This window comes from Corynebacterium urealyticum DSM 7109, assembly GCF_000069945.1.
In the GTDB taxonomy this organism is placed as follows: Bacteria; Actinomycetota; Actinomycetes; order Mycobacteriales; family Mycobacteriaceae; genus Corynebacterium; species Corynebacterium urealyticum.
Map to the genome: position 1 here is coordinate 970,303 of NC_010545.1, position 14,843 is coordinate 985,145.

Below are 14,843 nucleotides of genomic sequence, written 5' to 3' on the forward strand. Positions count from 1 at the left end.
CTCCTGCGGAAAACCTGAGACTCCACTACGGTGGAAGAGTGGTATAGCGCACACTTGCAGCTGACCAAAGGTTTTCTACAAGGAGTCAGGAATGGCAGATTCTGCACGTACAGCGGCAGGCAGCGATTCCCCCACCAAGCAAAAGGGTGCTGCCCGCATCCGCACTCTGCTGGGGAAGCCCGCTCCCGCCGCCGCAAAAATGAAGAAGGATGACGCAGCCAACTGGCCCGTCATCATCATCACCCTGGTGGTCACGGTGGCCGTTGCCATCTGGGCAGCCGCCGCGGCAGAGAGCTTCGACAAGATCGTCGGCGGCACGGCCAGCTGGCTGACCGGAAACTTCGGGTGGCTGTACGTTGCCGTCGTGGCGATCACCCTCATCTTCATGATTTGGCTGGCCGCGTCCAAGGCCGGCAATATTCGTCTGGGGCCCGATCACTCCCGCCCGCAGTACTCCCTTTTTTCCTGGTCAGCGATGCTGTTTGCCGCGGGTATCGGCATCGGAATCCTGTTCTACTCCGTCGCCGAGCCGCTGGCGCAGTATGCCAATCCGCCGGTTGGCCCGGGCGAGACCGAGGAAGCCATGAAGGAAGCCGTGCTGTGGACCTTGTTCCACTACGGCATCTCCGGCTGGGGCCTCTATGCCCTGATGGGCCTGGCCTTCGGCTACTACGCCTACCGCCTCAATATGCCACTGGCCATCCGCAGCGCCCTGTACCCGCTGATCGGAAAGCGCATCCACGGACCCATCGGCGATGCGGTCGATATCGCCGCCCTGCTGGGCACCGTCTTCGGTGTGGCCGCCTCGCTGGGCATCGGCGTAGTGCAGCTGAACTTCGGCCTGAACCTCGTCTTTGACCTGCCCGAGGGCAAGGCCATGCAGATCGCGCTGGTGGTGCTGGCCGTCGCCGCGGCCACGCTCTCCGCCGTGTCGGGCGTGGATAAGGGAATTAAGCGACTATCCGAGTGGAACGTCTACCTCGCCGTCGCGCTGCTCGTCATCGTCGTCGCTGGTGGTCGCACCGGCTGGCTCTTTGACTCCCTCGTGAAGAACATGGGTGACTACCTGACCACCCTGCCACGCTGGACCTTCGAGACCTTCTCCTATACGACCACCCCGGCCTCCACCCAAGAGTGGATGGCCAACTGGACCCTGTTCTTCTGGGCCTGGTGGGTGGCCTGGGCGCCGTTTGTGGGGCTGTTCCTGGCCCGCATTTCCCGTGGCCGAACCTTCCGACAGTTCATCGTCGGCACCCTGCTGGTTCCGTTCCTGTTCCTGGCACTGTGGGCATCCTTCCTGGGCAATATGGCCCTGGACCGCGTGGTCAATAGCGGCGATCGCGATCTGTTGGAGCAAACTGTTAACTCACCTGAGCGTGGCTTCTACATGGTGCTGCAGGGCCTGCCGTGGCCGACGCTGGCACTGGTGCTGGCGATGATCGTCGGCCTCCTGTTCTTCGTCACCTCCGCGGACTCGGGTGCCCTGGTCATGGCGAAATTCTCTTCCCGCTCTACCGATCCTGCCGCCGATGGTGCGGTCTGGCTGCGCGTGCTGTGGTCTGTTGCCGTCGCCGTCCTGACGGTTGCGATGTTGCAGGTCGACGGCATTGGCACCCTGCAGATGGCTACGTTGATCATGGGACTGCCATTCATGATCGTGGTCTTCCTCATCATGGCCGGTCTGGTGCTCTCAGTCAGGCAAGAAGTCCTGCAGATGGACTCCCGTGCAGTCGCGCTCCACGGCGCAATTTCTGGGCGCACGGATAGCCAGCACGGGGATTGGCGCACGCGCGTGGAGCGGGTTGGCACGTGGCCGACCGCTGAACAGTCGCAGTCCTTCATCATGGATGTCGCCAAGCCGGCTCTGAAGGACGTTACTGAGGAGCTGATGAACAATGGCCACGAGGCAACGTTGACCACGGTGGCCGATGAGCACACCGGCATCAACCAGCTCGACCTGTTTGTCACCTTCAAGGGCGATCCGGACTTCCGCTACCAGCTCTACCCAATCGAGGAGCGCCTGCCGAAGTTCGCCCGCCGCGGCAGCCACGGCGCGAACTACTACCGCGTTGAGGTCTTCGGCATCAACGGCTCCCTGGGCTACGACGTCTTCGGCTACACCCGCGAGCAGATCATCGCGAATGTGCTGGACCTGTTCGAACGCCACATGGAGTACCTGCATATGCAGCGTAACCAGCCAGGCGAGACCGATCTCTCGGCCTACAACACCGAGATCCCGGAGTGGCAGGAAGACTTCGGCGATCACCACGCCGACTAATAAGCGTTACGCGCCAGTAACGGCTCGGTCGGGGTGATCCTGGTACACGCTGGGACAGCCCGGCACCTACAATGGCTTAAATGATCTCAGACATTCTAGCCGAGGAACTAGGTGCCGGGCTGTCGCACGTCCAGGCCACCATCGCCCTGCTCGACGAGGGCAACACGGTTCCCTTTATCGCCCGCTACCGCAAAGAAATCACCGGCGGGATGGATGATTCCCAGATCCGCCAGCTGGAAACCCGCCTGAACTACCTACGGGAGCTGGAGGAACGCAAGGAAGCCATCCTCAAGGCCATCGAGGACCAGGGCAAACTCACCGAGGAGCTTGCCGCCGAGATCCGCGCCGTTCAGACGAAGGCCCGCCTCGAGGACCTCTACCTGCCCTACAAGAAAACCCGGAAGACCAAGGCCACCATCGCTCGGGACGCCGGGCTGGAGCCGCTCGCGGACACGCTGCTGACCCCGGGGGTTAGCGAGGACCCGGCAAGCATCGCGGCGGGCTACCTTTGCGAGGGTTTCGAGGACACCAAGGCAGCGCTTGCCGGTGCACGTGCCATCGTCGTCGAGCGGATCGCCACGGATGCGGACCTGGTAGGCGAGGTCCGCGAGGAGTTCTTCAACCGAGGCGTCGCCGAGGTCGGCGTCGTCGATGGGATGGAAACAGAAGGGGCGAAGTACCGGGACTACTTCGACTTCTCCGAGCCACTGGACAAGCTCCCCAGTCACCGAATCCTCGCCATCCTGCGCGGCGAGAGCGAGGGTGTGCTCCACGTGAACCTCACGGGAGGGGAGGAGGACGAGTTCTACCAGGGGATCATTGCAGACCGGCTGGATCTCGGCCCGCAGGGGGACGCGGCCGATAAGTTCCGCGCCGAGTGCGTCCGCTTCGGCTGGCGCACCAAGCTCGCCGTCAGCTCGGCCGTGGATGCCCGGGTGAAGCTGAAGGAACGGGCGGACGCCTCCGCCGTGGACGTCTTCGCGAAGAACCTGCGCGATCTGCTGCTCGCAGCACCTGCCGGACAGCGCGCCACCCTGGGGCTGGACCCCGGCTACCGTAACGGTGTGAAGTGCGCGGTCGTGGACGCCACCGGCAAAGTGGTGGACACGATCATCGTCTACCCGCACTCCGGGGCGGCGAAGTGGGAGCAGGCCCGTACCCAGCTTGCGGGCCTGGTCGCCGAGCACGGAGTCGAACTGCTCGCGGTGGGCAACGGGACGGCCAGCCGCGAGACCGAAAAGCTCGCCCGGGAGATCGCCGACCTCATCGCCGAAGCCGGCGGGAAGCGCCCGACTCCGGTCATCGTCAGCGAGGCAGGGGCCTCCGTCTACTCTGCTTCCGAGGTTGCGTTGCGGGAGTTCCCAGACATGGACGTCTCCCTGCGCGGTGCGGTCTCGATCGCCCGACGCCTGCAGGATCCGCTCGCCGAGCTGGTGAAGATCGACCCGAAGTCCATCGGGGTGGGGCAGTACCAGCACGACGTCAACCAGACGTGGCTGACCCACTCCCTGGACTCGGTGGTCGAGGATGCCGTGAACTCGGTGGGAGTGGACGTCAATTCCGCCAGTGCCGAGCTGCTCGAGCGGGTCGCGGGAATTACGAAGTCCGTGGCAGAGAACATCGTCACCCACCGGCACGACAACGGTGCCTTTCGCTCCCGCAAGGAGCTGTTGAAGGTGCCGCGCTTGGGGCCACGCGCCTTTGAGCAGTCCGCTGGCTTCCTCCGCATTCACGATGGGGAGGACCCGTTGGATGCCTCTGCCGTCCACCCCGAGGCTTATAACCTGGTGCGCTCCATCACGGAGGACACCGGGGTGGCGGTGCCACAGCTGATCGGCAACTCCGCGGTGCTGACGAAGCTGCGACCGGAGGATTACGCAAACGAGACTTTCGGTGTGCCGACGGTGCGCGACGTGCTCGCAGAGCTGGATAAGCCAGGCCGTGACCCACGCCCGAGCTTCAAGACTGCGAGCCTGGCCGAGGGCGTGGAAAAGGTCTCCGACGTGCGCCCCGGCATGGTGCTGGAGGGCACGGTGACCAACGTGGCTGCTTTCGGCGCGTTCGTCGACATCGGTGTGCACCAGGACGGGCTAGTCCACGTCTCCGCGATGGCCGATCGATTCGTCAAGGACCCCCACGAGGTGGTCCACTCCGGTCAGGTGGTCAAGGTCAAGGTCATGGACGTCGACGTGGACCGGCAGCGCATCGGCCTGAGCCTGCGCCTGAGCGATGAGCCTGGCGGCGACCAGGGAGCTGGCTCCGGCGGTGCAGGCCGCCGCGAGGAGGCAGGGGAGAGAAACTCCCGGGACGGCCGGGGCCGCAAGCGCGGTGGACAGCGCGGCGATAATCGCGGCGGACAGCGTGGCAAACGGGGCGGACCGCGCGGTGGAGGCTCGCCGGCCGGTGGCACGATGGCTGCTGCCCTAAAGCAGGCTGGCTTCTAGTTTTTTGGTTTCTGCCGATCCGACTGGCATACTATTTGAGTTAACTATGTTCCGGGTACGAACCCGTAGGCGCGATGAGTATCGAAAAGCCGCGAGGATCCTCTATCCAGGCAAGCAAAGGATTAATCCATGCATATTCTTGACAAGGTCGATGCAGCACAGCTGCGCGACGATATCCCAGAGTTCCGCGCAGGTGACACCGTTGACGTGCACCTGAAGGTCATCGAGGGCAGCAAGTCCCGCGTGCAGGTTTTCCGTGGTGTTGTGATCAAGCGCCAGGGCTCCGGCATCCGCGAGACCTTCACCGTCCGCAAGGTCTCCTTCGGCATCGGTGTGGAGCGCACCATCCCAGTGCACTCCCCGAACATCGACAAGCTCGAGGTCCTGTCCCGCGGTAAGGTCCGTCGCGCGAAGCTGTACTACCTGCGCGATCGCCACGGCAAGGCAGCCAAGATCAAGGAGAAGCGTTAATCTGCGCCACCGCACATTGTGCGCGTGAAAGGGGAACGGATTCAGATCCGTTCCCCTTTTTTCTTGCCTGGATGAGGCAGTGACTCCAGGCGTAGAACGTCCCAGTGTCGTAGATAGGCGCCTGGTAGTCTGAACCCTTGTGACTACCGATCCCAAGAAGCACCAGCCCAACCCCGACGCAGCAGCCCCCTACGCAGGCGGCGCTGAGCCTCAGCAGGCGGCAGGCCATGCCGCTCCGCAGCCGGGGGATGGGCGAGCACGCGCGGGGGAGGGCACGGCCACCGACGAGCACAAGGACTCCAGCGCGCCGCAGGCAAAGGGCAAGGAGAAGAAGACCTACCCGTGGTGGGTGGAGATGCCCATCATCCTGGTTGCCACAATGCTGATTCTTGGCATGTTCAATATCTTTGTCGGCAGGCTTTATCTGATCCCGTCCGAATCCATGGAGCCCACTTTGCACGGCTGCGAGGGGTGCACGAATGACCGGATCTTCGTCAATAAGCTCGCCTACCTCGGAGGAAAAGAGCCGCAGCCGGGGGATGTCGTCGTCTTCGTCGGAGAGGACTCCTGGAACACGACCTACGTCTCCCAGCGCTCGGACAATGGGCTGATCAAGGGGCTGCAGAATGCCGGCAGCATGATCGGCATCATTGCTCCGGATGAAAACGCGCTGGTCAAGCGAGTTATCGCTACCGGTGGGCAGACCGTCCAGTGCCGCCCCGGTGACCCCGGCGTGATGGTTGACGGCAAGAAGGTCGATGATTCGTACACGATGAGCCCGTTGGTTAATCCGGTGGATCCGACGACCGGCTCCGATGCCTGCCAGGGCGAATACTTCGGCCCCATCACCGTTCCGGATGACCACCTGTGGCTGATGGGCGATAACCGCACCAACTCCCTGGACTCCCGCGGCCATGTGGGCGACGAGCACCAGGGCACCATCCCGGTGGAGAACGTGGTGGGGAAGGTCTCCGCACGTGTTCTGCCGCTCGATCGCATCGGTGGGGTCGCGCACCTGGATATCCAGCAGTAGCCATGGCACGTCCCACCCCACAGTCGGCCGCGCGTGCCCGCGGCGCAGAGCTGGTGCAGCAAGCACTTTCCGAGGGCTATAGCTTCGTTGACGACTACCTGCGCTTCCACGGTTTCTCCCACGTGGCCGGGGTGGACGAGGCCGGTCGCGGTGCCTGCTGCGGTCCCATCACCATCGCTTCCTGCATCCTTCCCGATCATGGCGTCCCCGAGCTTGCGGGCCTCAACGATTCCAAAAAGCTCACTCCGAAGCGCCGTGAGAGGCTCTTCGGTGCCATCACCGAGCACGCCGTGGCCTACGAGATCGTCCATATCCCTGCGGCCGAGATTGATCAGAGGGGGATCCAGTACGCCAACATCAACGGCATGTACCGCGTCGTTGCGGGGCTGGGCGTGGAGCCGGACGTGGTCCTCACCGACGCGGTACACCTGCCGGAGCTTGCGTGCGAGCATGCGCCCCTGGTCAAGGGGGATGCGCTGTCCCCGGCGATCAGTGCCGCGAGCATTCTGGCGAAGGTCTCGCGGGACCGCCTGATGGTGGAGATGGCCGAGAAGTATCCGGGCTATGGCCTGGCGGGGCACAAGGGCTACGGCACGGCGAAGCACATGGCTGCGGTGCGCCTCCACGGGGCGTGCCCGGAACACCGTTACACTTACTCTAATGTCGCCACCGCACATGCCGAGTGGGCGAGCACACAACCGCGTGAGGAAGGACATCCTGGCCAGTGAGCGCTGAAGAGCTAGACGACTACGAGGCAAACGTTGAGCTGTCGATGTACCGCGAGTATCGCGACGTCGTGAGCCAGTTCTCCTATGTCGTGGAAACCGAGCGCCGGTTCTACCTAGCTAACGCGGTGGAACTCACGCCCCGTAACTCCGGCGGCGAAGTCTATTACGAGATCCGGATGTCGGACGCCTGGGTATGGGACATGTACCGCCCGGCCCGCTTCGTTCGCTACGTCCGCGTGATCACCTACAAGGACGTCAACATCGAGGAACTCGACAAGCCCGAGCTGCAGCTGCCGGAGCACTAGTCCGGTACCTCCCGCGGGCTTCCTTCTCCGAGAGCCCCGCTGTTATCCACACCCCAGCGCCTATCCACAGGCTCCTGGGGTTTTCTTCTTCCCGCCTTCTTTTTAGGACGTCAACGCCCCGGCCACCGTGCTTGGCTAGCCTCACACGCTGCCCTGGTACGACAGCTGCGTGGGCAGGGCATGCGTGAAGGAATTTTCCACGCGCAGCGGAAGACAACGACAGCGAGGTACGGGGGATGGATAGCGCAACGCAGGTGGCACAGGCCGGCCGAAACGTGATCGGTCGGGGTTCGGTTCGCCAGGGTGCGGTTGGACAGGACTCGGTTGGCCAGAGCTTGGTTGGCCAGAACTCGGCGGATTCGACGGTGGGGGTAGGCCGACAAGGTGAGAACCTGGCCGGGGAATACCTGGTGAATCAAGGCTGGAGAATTGTGGAGCGCAACTGGCACTGCCGGTTCGCGGAGCTGGACATCATTGCTCTCGACCCCGCGGGCGAGATGGTGTTCGTGGAGGTCAAGTACCGCAAGGACACCGTTCACGGCACTGGTGTGGAAGCAGTGACACAGACTAAGCTGCGCCGGATGCGACTGGCGGCGGGGAAGTGGCTGGCGGAACAGCAACGCGGGGTCGACGTCGTGCGTTTCGACGTGATCGACGTGGGCCCCGGCGGTGTGCGCGAGCACGTGATGGGGGTAGCGTGATGGCGGTCGGACAAGCCAGAAGCATGGCCCTGCACGGGCTGGACGGGATGCTCGTCACCGTGGAATGCGACCTGGGGCGAGGACTGCCCGGGGTCAGCGTAGTCGGGCTGGGGGATGCGGCTGTGGTGCAGGCCCGCGACCGGATTCGCGCGGCGATGCTGAACAGCAGTTTGCCGTGGCCGAAGTCGAAGGTCGTGATGAGCCTGTCGCCCGCAGACGTGAAGAAGGAGGGCTCTAGCTATGACCTGGCGATGGTGGCATCGATCTTGGCAGCCCAGGGCTTATCTGAGCCCGGGCTGGAGCTCCTGAGTGACACCGTGGTCGTCGGCGAGCTCGGACTGGACGGTACCGTGCGCGCCGTCGCCGGGGTCGTGCCCATGATCTTGTCCGCACAACGGCAGGGGATGAGTCGCATCGTGATCCCAGAGGGGAACCTCTCCGATGCTCGGCAACTTGTCGACGTTGTTGCTGGGCTGGAGATTCTCGCCGTGGGTAGCCTGCAGGAGTTTCACGCATGGCTGCGTGGTTCCGGCGACGTTATCCCGGTGATCAGATCCGTGGGCGCGCCGATCCCGGACTTAGGACAGGGGCCACAGGATGAGGGGGTCGACATGTCCGACATCGTCGGGCAGGCCGAGGCGCGCCGGGCGCTGGAGATCGCCGCCGTGGGTGGACACGCCATCATGCTCACCGGACCGCCGGGCAGTGGAAAGTCGATGCTCGCAGAGCGCCTGCCCACGATCCTGCCTCCGTTGTCGGCCACCGAGCAGGTTGAGGCGGCCGCAATCCACTCGATCGCCGGTGGCCGGGGAGACCTTGGCCCGATCTGGGCAGGTGTGAGACCCTTCGTAGCCCCGCACCCCTCGGTGACTCAGGCCGCACTGGTGGGTGGCGGGCCGAACCTACAGCCCGGCGCGATCAGCCTGGCTCACCACGGCGTGCTGTTCTTGGACGAGGCTGCGGAGACCCGCTCTGGGGTGCTGGACTGCCTGCGGATTCCGATGGAGTCCCGCCGTGTGGAGATCGCGCGTGCCCGCCGCAGCGTGTCCTACCCAGCGGGCTTCCAATTGGTGATGGCGGCGAACCCGTGCCGCTGCGGTGCTGAGGACCCGACTATGTGCACGTGTAGTTCGACGGACCGCCGCCGCTACTACGCGCGGGTCTCGGGGCCCATCCGCGACCGGATTGACGTCTTCGCAAAGACCCGCAGGCAACGGTTGATCGGCCAACAGTTTCCGGTGAGTGCGGAGGCAACACCGTCGAGGGGAACCGACAGCGGGAAAGAGCGCGCGGAGAACTCCGCCCTCGTGGCGGAACGGGTTGCCCAGGCGAGGGAGCGTGCCCATCACCGTTGGCGACAATTCGACCTGGGGGAGGCCGTGACGAATGCGACGATTCCCGGCAGGCTACTGCGCTCCGAGTGCGCGGCGAGTTTCGAAGGAATGGTGGCACTGCAGGAGGCCTATGCCTCCGGCACCCTCTCGCAGCGCGGGGTGGACCGGGCGCTGCGGGTGGCGTGGAGCCTCGCCGATCTTGCTGGGGTGTCCCGCCCCGGTGTTGGGGAGGTTCTGGACGCTGCCGAGCTCTACTCCGACACCGAGGAGGTGCCAGCATGAGCCCGGTCGGCACCACCGAGGAACACCAGAACCTGCTCGCGTGGATCTACCTGCGGCAGACCATCGAAGCCTCGAACACGGATATTCTCAACCTCCTCTGGCCTGAAGGCTGGGAGAACCGGCTCGAGGGCCGGGACGCGGGAAAGGGAGCGCTTCCCGATGTACGCGCGCTCGCCAGCCGTATCCGGCATCGTGACCCCAGCCTGCCACACAGGATCCTGGAATCGACTGCCGCTCGCGTGGACTGCGATCCCGAAGCCGAACTCGACGCCGCCACAGCTGCGGGGTTCCGGCTGATCACCCCGCTGGATCAGGAGTGGCCCGAGACTCTAGACCATGCCTTCGCCAGGATCGACGATCGCGGAAGTGACCAGAACTCCGCAGTGAGAGGCCTTGCCGCAGCACCCTTCGCCCTCTGGCTACGGGGCAACGGCAACCTGCGGAATTTGAGTCGCCAGTCGGTGACCGTCGTGGGGACCAGGCAACCCAATGCTTACGGGGCGCAGCTGAGTACTCAGCTGAGCACGGACCTCGCGCTGGCGGGCTACAGCATCGTCTCCGGAGGCGCCAGGGGAGTCGACCGCTGCGCCCACACTGCCGCTCTGCGCGCCGGGGGTGCGAGCATCGCGGTGCTCGCATGTGGCCTCGACGTGGACTATCCCAGGCAGCACGTCGGACTTTTCAAACAGATAGCGGAGTCCGGGGTGGTCGTCAGCGAATACGCGCTGGGAACTCATCCCGCCCGGCACCGTTTCCTCACCCGTAATCGACTAGTCGCTGGCCTGTCTGCTGGCACCATCGTGACTCAGGCTGCTAACCGCTCCGGGGCGTTGAACACCTTGAACTGGGCGGAGGTCATGCTCAATCAGCCCATGGTGGTACCCGGGCCCGTGGATACAGCACTCAGTCAGGGGGTCCTCCATCGCCTGCGGGACGGCCGGGCGCAGCCCGTCTGGACCGCCGGCCACGTCCGGGAGCTGGTGGAGGCATCCAGCCAGTTCAACGCGCAAGTGCCCGAACAGCAGGCGATGGTCTTCGGCTCCGGCACGGGGGTGCAGAGCATGTCGCTGAACCAGGTCACCGTCTACGACGCAGCCGGGCTGCCCGGCGGAGGCGGCCCAACGTTGCGCGACGTCCAGCAGGAGACCGGGCTCTCCATCCAGCTGGTGATGCGGACCCTCAAGGAACTCGAAAGCCAGGGGCTCGTCAGCAGGGAAGGGGAGCGCTGGGTCCGGGTGGATGGATAGGAGAGGCTGGGAGCCAGTTGAGCCGCGACGGCAGCTCTACTGTGTCGAAACAGCTATGCTGAGCTGCATGCCGAAAGCTCGCGACCCACTGCTCCTCCTCGAGGACTACGTGGACTATCTGCGTTATAACCTCGGCAGGTCGGAGAACACCATCCGGGCCTACCAGCGGGACCTCACCGACTCCCTCGAGGGACTGCGGGATATCGAGTCCTTTACCCTCGACCACGCCCGTGACGTGCTGGGGTACGCGGCAGATGACGGCGCCAGCCGGTCCCGGCTCTCCCGCTTGGCCTCCAGCATGAAAGGCTTCGGGAAGTTTCTCGCCCAGCGCGAGGTGCTCCCCGCGAACCCGGTCTCTGCACTCCGGCTGCCCAAGGGGGAGAAGACCCTGCCACGTGTGCTGCGCAGTGACCAGGCCCGCACCCTCCTCGATGGTCTCAAGCGAGATGCCCTCGAACCCCCGGCCCCCCACGAAGGCAGCGAGGACGCTCCCGCCACCGCTCAGCCAACAGGGAATAAAAACCAGCGGCACGCCACTGCGCGCCGGGTGCGGGACTGGTTCATCGCCGAGCTGCTGTTCGGCACCGGCATCCGCGTGGGAGAGGCAGAGGCTATTGACGTCGAGGATTTCGACCGGGCCAACTGGCTCCTTCGGGTGACAGGTAAGGGAAACAAGACCCGCGTGGTTCCCTACGGTGGCGTCATCGATGAAGCTCTCACGCACTGGCTTTCCCACCGTGGTGAGCTTGCCCAGCCTGCTAACCCGGCCCTGCTCGTTGGAGTGCGCGGGGGCCGGCTCAATCAGCGTGAGATCCGACGGGTGATCGACCAGGCCATTCGACGCCACCCGGAGCTTGCAGTGGGGCACATGTCTCCACACGGGTTCCGCCACTCCGCGGCAACCGCTGTGCTCGAAGGCGGAGCGGATCTGCGGGTGGTCCAGGAGCTTTTGGGACACGCTTCTATGAACACCACCCAGATCTACACCCATGTGGGCGCCGAGCGACTCAAGGCTGCCTACCGCCAAGCTCACCCGCGATCGGGAGAATAACGTCCCGCACCTCGAGGACCTAGCGCAACAGACGCACCCGCACCGAGCCCAAGAGCTCAAACGGATCGAGGTAGCGCTTCCGCCCATCCGCGCCCTTGACCCACGCGCCCCAAGACAACCCATCCGGCTTCCGGGCGCTATCGCCCAACAACGCCGCATTCGCGAGCCGACCGAGCCGCTGACCCCGGGACACAGACTCGCCCTTCGTGACCTCCGCGTGGACGGGCTCATAGGTGGTGTGCAGCCCATCCCGGTGCCGGATCGTCACCACGGGCGTGCCCGCGACTGTGCCCGCGAAGCTGACCTGCCCGCCCAAACTGGCCAGGACGTCCGCACCTGGCGCAGCCCGTAGATCCACAACGCGGTGGCCCGGGAGCCAGTCCTTCTCCGGAATATCCAGTGGCCGGGTCACCAGGGCCTCAGCCGCAGCTGGAGAGGTCGGGGAGTCCGTCACGAGCGGCACGCGGTGGGAACGGCTCAGCCGAGCAGGGTCCCTCAGCACGTCCCCGCTATGTTGTTGTGCGTCCTCCACGGCGGAACCCAGTGGCGGAACCGGAGCCACCGCAATGGCTGACGTCAAGCTAAAAACACTGGCCACAGCGAACAAGCGGCCGTAGAAACGGGCAGAAGAAAGAAAGCGGGACATGCTTCTAACCTGCCGCAGTTGGCGTCCCCACGAGAAGGGCGAAGAACCTGCTGTGGACAGGGAAGATTGGCGGATACACACCTGGTGGTCGGCCACTTGGATTAACAAGGCCGAGCGACTAGAGTATCCGGGTGCAGTGTGCTCACGTTTCCCGCACTACCCGGGGATGATGCGCCGCGCGAACCGTACCAGCGGAGAACACGAGGCCTCCCGCTAGTGGCGATCGCGGTGGCGTTAAGACACAACACTCCGGGAAACCGGCGGCGAGGTAGCGAGCAGACTGACTACACGTAGATGCCTCGTGTCCCCAACAGGATTCACCTACGGTCCCGCCCAAAGCGGGTCAATACAGGTGGCACAGCCCGGGGAGTCTGCCGGCCGGTGGCATAAGCCGAATGGAAGTTCGTCGAGTGCGCCGAAAAAGAAAACCGTAAAACCCCAAACTTTCGAAAGCGAGGAAGGGGCGGCAACGCTACAAGGCGAAGAAAACGCTTCAAAGCTGCCCCTGTAACACCATGGCTGTTGTTACTATGCGCGAACTGCTGGATGCAGGCGTCCACTTTGGTCACCAGACCCGTCGTTGGAACCCGAAGATGCGTCGTTTCATCTTCACCGACCGCAACGGCATCTACATCATCGACCTGCAGCAGACCCTGACCTACATCGATGAGGCCTACGAGTTCGTCAAGGAGACCGTCGCCCACGGCGGCAACATCCTGTTCGTCGGCACCAAGAAGCAGGCTCAGGAGGCCGTTGCCAACGAGGCTGAGCGCGTTGGCATGCCGTACGTCAACCACCGCTGGCTCGGTGGCATGCTCACCAACTTCCAGACCGTCTCCAAGCGCCTGGCCCGCATGAAGGAACTGCAGGCTATGGACGCAGCCGAGGACGGCTACCAGGGTCGCACCAAGAAGGAGATCCTCCTTCTGAACCGCGAGCGCGAGAAGCTGGAGCGTGTCCTGGGCGGCATCGCCGACATGACCAAGGTTCCGTCGGCAATGTGGGTCGTTGACACCAACAAGGAGCACATCGCTGTCTCCGAGGCGAAGAAGCTGGGCATCCCGGTTGTCGCCATCCTGGACACCAACTGCGACCCGGACGAGGTCCAGTACCCGGTCCCGGGCAACGACGACGCGATCCGTTCCGCAAACCTGCTGACCTCCATCATCTCCTCCGCTGTTGAGGAGGGCCGCAAGGCTCGCGCGGAGCGTCAGGCAGCTGCTGCGAAGGACGCCGCCGGCGACACCGGCAAGTCCGAGGCGGACGCTGAGGCTGTCAAGGCTGAGGCCGCAGCCGAGGAGAAGGCCGAGACCACCGAGGCCTAAAGAGTATTGAGCGGGGCGCATGAGCCCCGCTCGATGGCTCACACGGAAGGGCCGTATCTCGGCCTGCCCAGTGAATGCGCTGCCCGCCGCCACACGCGGTGGGGGATTTGCCTCTAGAATTATTGGCTGACAGCACATTCATTTTTTCACCACTTCCATACGAAGGAGGGTCGCCACTGATGGCGAACTACACCGCTGCTGATGTCAAGAAGCTCCGCGAGATGACCGGCTCCGGCATGATGGACTGCAAGAAGGCTCTCGTCGAGGCTGAGGGCGACTTCGATAAGGCCATCGAGATCCTGCGTATCCAGGGTGCCAAGGACGTCGGCAAGCGCGCTGAGCGCTCCGCATCCGAGGGCCTGATCGCAGTCTCCGGTAACACCATGATCGAGGTCAACGCTGAGACCGACTTCGTGGCTAAGAACCAGGAGTTCATCGACTTCGCGAACAAGGTTGCTCAGGCTGCCGACGCTGCGAACGCAAACTCCCGTGAAGAGCTCGAGGCAGTCGAGGTCGACGGCGTGAAGGCTGTCGACGCCCTGCAGGAGCTCTCCGCCAAGATCGGCGAGAAGCTCGAGCTGAAGCGCGCTGTCACCCTGGAGGGTGACAAGGTTGCTGTTTACCTGCACCAGCGCTCCGCTGACCTGCCGCCGGCAGTTGGCGTGCTCGTCGCTTACGAGGGCGAGAACGAGGAGGCTGCACGCGCGGCCGCCATGCAGGTCGCTGCTCTGAAGGCTAGCTTCCTGTCCACCGATGACATCCCGGCTGAGACCGTCGCTAAGGAGCGCGAGATCGCCGAGGCTACCGCCCGCGAGGAGGGCAAGCCGGAGAAGGCTCTGCCGAACATCATCGAGGGTCGCCTGAAGGGCTACTTCAAGGACGTTGTCCTGCTGGAGCAGCCGTCCGTCACCGAGTCCAAGAAGACCGTCAAGCAGGTCATGGACGAGGCTGGCGTGAAGCTGACCGGCTTCGTGCGTTACGAGCTCGGCCAGGCCTAA

At 64.3% G+C, this 14,843-nt stretch carries 13 protein-coding genes; 12 read left to right on the forward strand and 1 reads right to left on the reverse strand.

Translation table 11 applies throughout. The features are described from left to right. Positions 1–91: 91 nt before the first annotated feature. From betT to CU_RS04095, 10 genes are all read left to right on the forward strand, one after another. Entirely contained in the window at positions 92–2,278 is a 2,187-nt protein-coding gene (gene betT / locus CU_RS04050; protein ID WP_012360056.1) for a choline BCCT transporter BetT, read from the forward strand. A gap of 80 nt (positions 2,279–2,358) precedes the next feature. Further along, positions 2,359–4,722, forward strand: a complete 2,364-nt coding sequence (locus CU_RS04055; protein ID WP_012360057.1) for a Tex family protein — start codon at positions 2,359–2,361, stop codon at positions 4,720–4,722. Positions 4,723–4,851: 129 nt separating this feature from the next. Next, positions 4,852–5,193, forward strand: a complete 342-nt coding sequence (rplS, locus tag CU_RS04060; protein WP_012360058.1) for a 50S ribosomal protein L19 — start codon at positions 4,852–4,854, stop codon at positions 5,191–5,193. Between the two features lie 139 nt (positions 5,194–5,332). Then, the gene (gene lepB, locus CU_RS04065; protein WP_012360059.1) at positions 5,333–6,226 is read left to right on the forward strand and encodes a signal peptidase I; all 894 of its coding nucleotides are present in this window, start codon (positions 5,333–5,335) and stop codon (positions 6,224–6,226) included. Positions 6,227–6,228: 2 nt separating this feature from the next. After that, complete coding sequence (locus CU_RS04070; RefSeq protein WP_012360060.1) at positions 6,229–6,954, forward strand: ribonuclease HII; 726 nt, start codon at positions 6,229–6,231, stop codon at positions 6,952–6,954. Continuing rightward, positions 6,951–7,259: a DUF2469 domain-containing protein gene (locus CU_RS04075; RefSeq protein WP_012360061.1), complete on the forward strand. Its 309-nt coding sequence runs from the start codon at positions 6,951–6,953 to the stop codon at positions 7,257–7,259. Before CU_RS04070 ends, CU_RS04075 begins: the two co-directional genes overlap by 4 nt. A gap of 236 nt (positions 7,260–7,495) precedes the next feature. Continuing rightward, a complete protein-coding gene (locus CU_RS04080; protein ID WP_012360062.1) occupies positions 7,496–7,960 on the forward strand; it encodes a YraN family protein in 465 nt (154 codons plus the stop codon). Next, positions 7,960–9,576 carry a YifB family Mg chelatase-like AAA ATPase gene (locus CU_RS04085; RefSeq protein WP_012360063.1) on the forward strand — a complete coding sequence of 539 codons (1,617 nt, stop codon included), beginning with the start codon at positions 7,960–7,962 and terminating at the stop codon, positions 9,574–9,576. Before CU_RS04080 ends, CU_RS04085 begins: the two co-directional genes overlap by 1 nt. Then, positions 9,573–10,823, forward strand: coding sequence for a DNA-processing protein DprA (dprA, locus tag CU_RS04090; RefSeq protein ID WP_012360064.1), 1,251 nt, complete (start codon positions 9,573–9,575; stop codon positions 10,821–10,823). The genes CU_RS04085 and dprA overlap by 4 nt, the downstream gene beginning before the upstream one ends. After that, entirely contained in the window at positions 10,816–11,874 is a 1,059-nt protein-coding gene (locus tag CU_RS04095) for a tyrosine recombinase XerC (RefSeq protein WP_012360065.1), read from the forward strand. The genes dprA and CU_RS04095 overlap by 8 nt, the downstream gene beginning before the upstream one ends. Before the next feature lie 19 nt (positions 11,875–11,893). Here the strand turns inward: CU_RS04095 and CU_RS04100 are convergent, their stop codons facing one another. Further along, positions 11,894–12,520, reverse strand: a complete 627-nt coding sequence (locus tag CU_RS04100) for a M23 family metallopeptidase (protein ID WP_012360066.1) — start codon at positions 12,518–12,520, stop codon at positions 11,894–11,896. A 515-nt stretch (positions 12,521–13,035) separates the two neighbouring features. Between CU_RS04100 and rpsB the strand changes: the two genes are divergently transcribed. Continuing rightward, positions 13,036–13,845, forward strand: coding sequence for a 30S ribosomal protein S2 (rpsB, locus tag CU_RS04105; RefSeq protein WP_012360067.1), 810 nt, complete (start codon positions 13,036–13,038; stop codon positions 13,843–13,845). 179 nt (positions 13,846–14,024) lie between these two features. Continuing rightward, a complete protein-coding gene (gene tsf, locus CU_RS04110) occupies positions 14,025–14,843 on the forward strand; it encodes a translation elongation factor Ts (protein WP_012360068.1) in 819 nt (272 codons plus the stop codon).

What these genes read in the sequence shown, in the direction of transcription:
- betT (WP_012360056.1), top strand. Translation starts at nt 92, where the DNA reads ATGGCAGATTCTGCACGTACAGCGGCAGGCAGCGATTCCCCCACCAAG.
- CU_RS04055 (WP_012360057.1), top strand. Translation starts at nt 2,359, where the DNA reads ATGATCTCAGACATTCTAGCCGAGGAACTAGGTGCCGGGCTGTCGCAC.
- rplS (WP_012360058.1), top strand. Translation starts at nt 4,852, where the DNA reads ATGCATATTCTTGACAAGGTCGATGCAGCACAGCTGCGCGACGATATC.
- CU_RS04070 (WP_012360060.1), top strand. Translation starts at nt 6,229, where the DNA reads ATGGCACGTCCCACCCCACAGTCGGCCGCGCGTGCCCGCGGCGCAGAG.
- CU_RS04080 (WP_012360062.1), top strand. Translation starts at nt 7,496, where the DNA reads ATGGATAGCGCAACGCAGGTGGCACAGGCCGGCCGAAACGTGATCGGT.
- CU_RS04085 (WP_012360063.1), top strand. Translation starts at nt 7,960, where the DNA reads ATGGCGGTCGGACAAGCCAGAAGCATGGCCCTGCACGGGCTGGACGGG.
- dprA (WP_012360064.1), top strand. Translation starts at nt 9,573, where the DNA reads ATGAGCCCGGTCGGCACCACCGAGGAACACCAGAACCTGCTCGCGTGG.
- CU_RS04095 (WP_012360065.1), top strand. Translation starts at nt 10,816, where the DNA reads ATGGATAGGAGAGGCTGGGAGCCAGTTGAGCCGCGACGGCAGCTCTAC.
- CU_RS04100 (WP_012360066.1), bottom strand. Translation starts at nt 12,520, where the DNA reads ATGTCCCGCTTTCTTTCTTCTGCCCGTTTCTACGGCCGCTTGTTCGCT.
- rpsB (WP_012360067.1), top strand. Translation starts at nt 13,036, where the DNA reads ATGGCTGTTGTTACTATGCGCGAACTGCTGGATGCAGGCGTCCACTTT.
- tsf (WP_012360068.1), top strand. Translation starts at nt 14,025, where the DNA reads ATGGCGAACTACACCGCTGCTGATGTCAAGAAGCTCCGCGAGATGACC.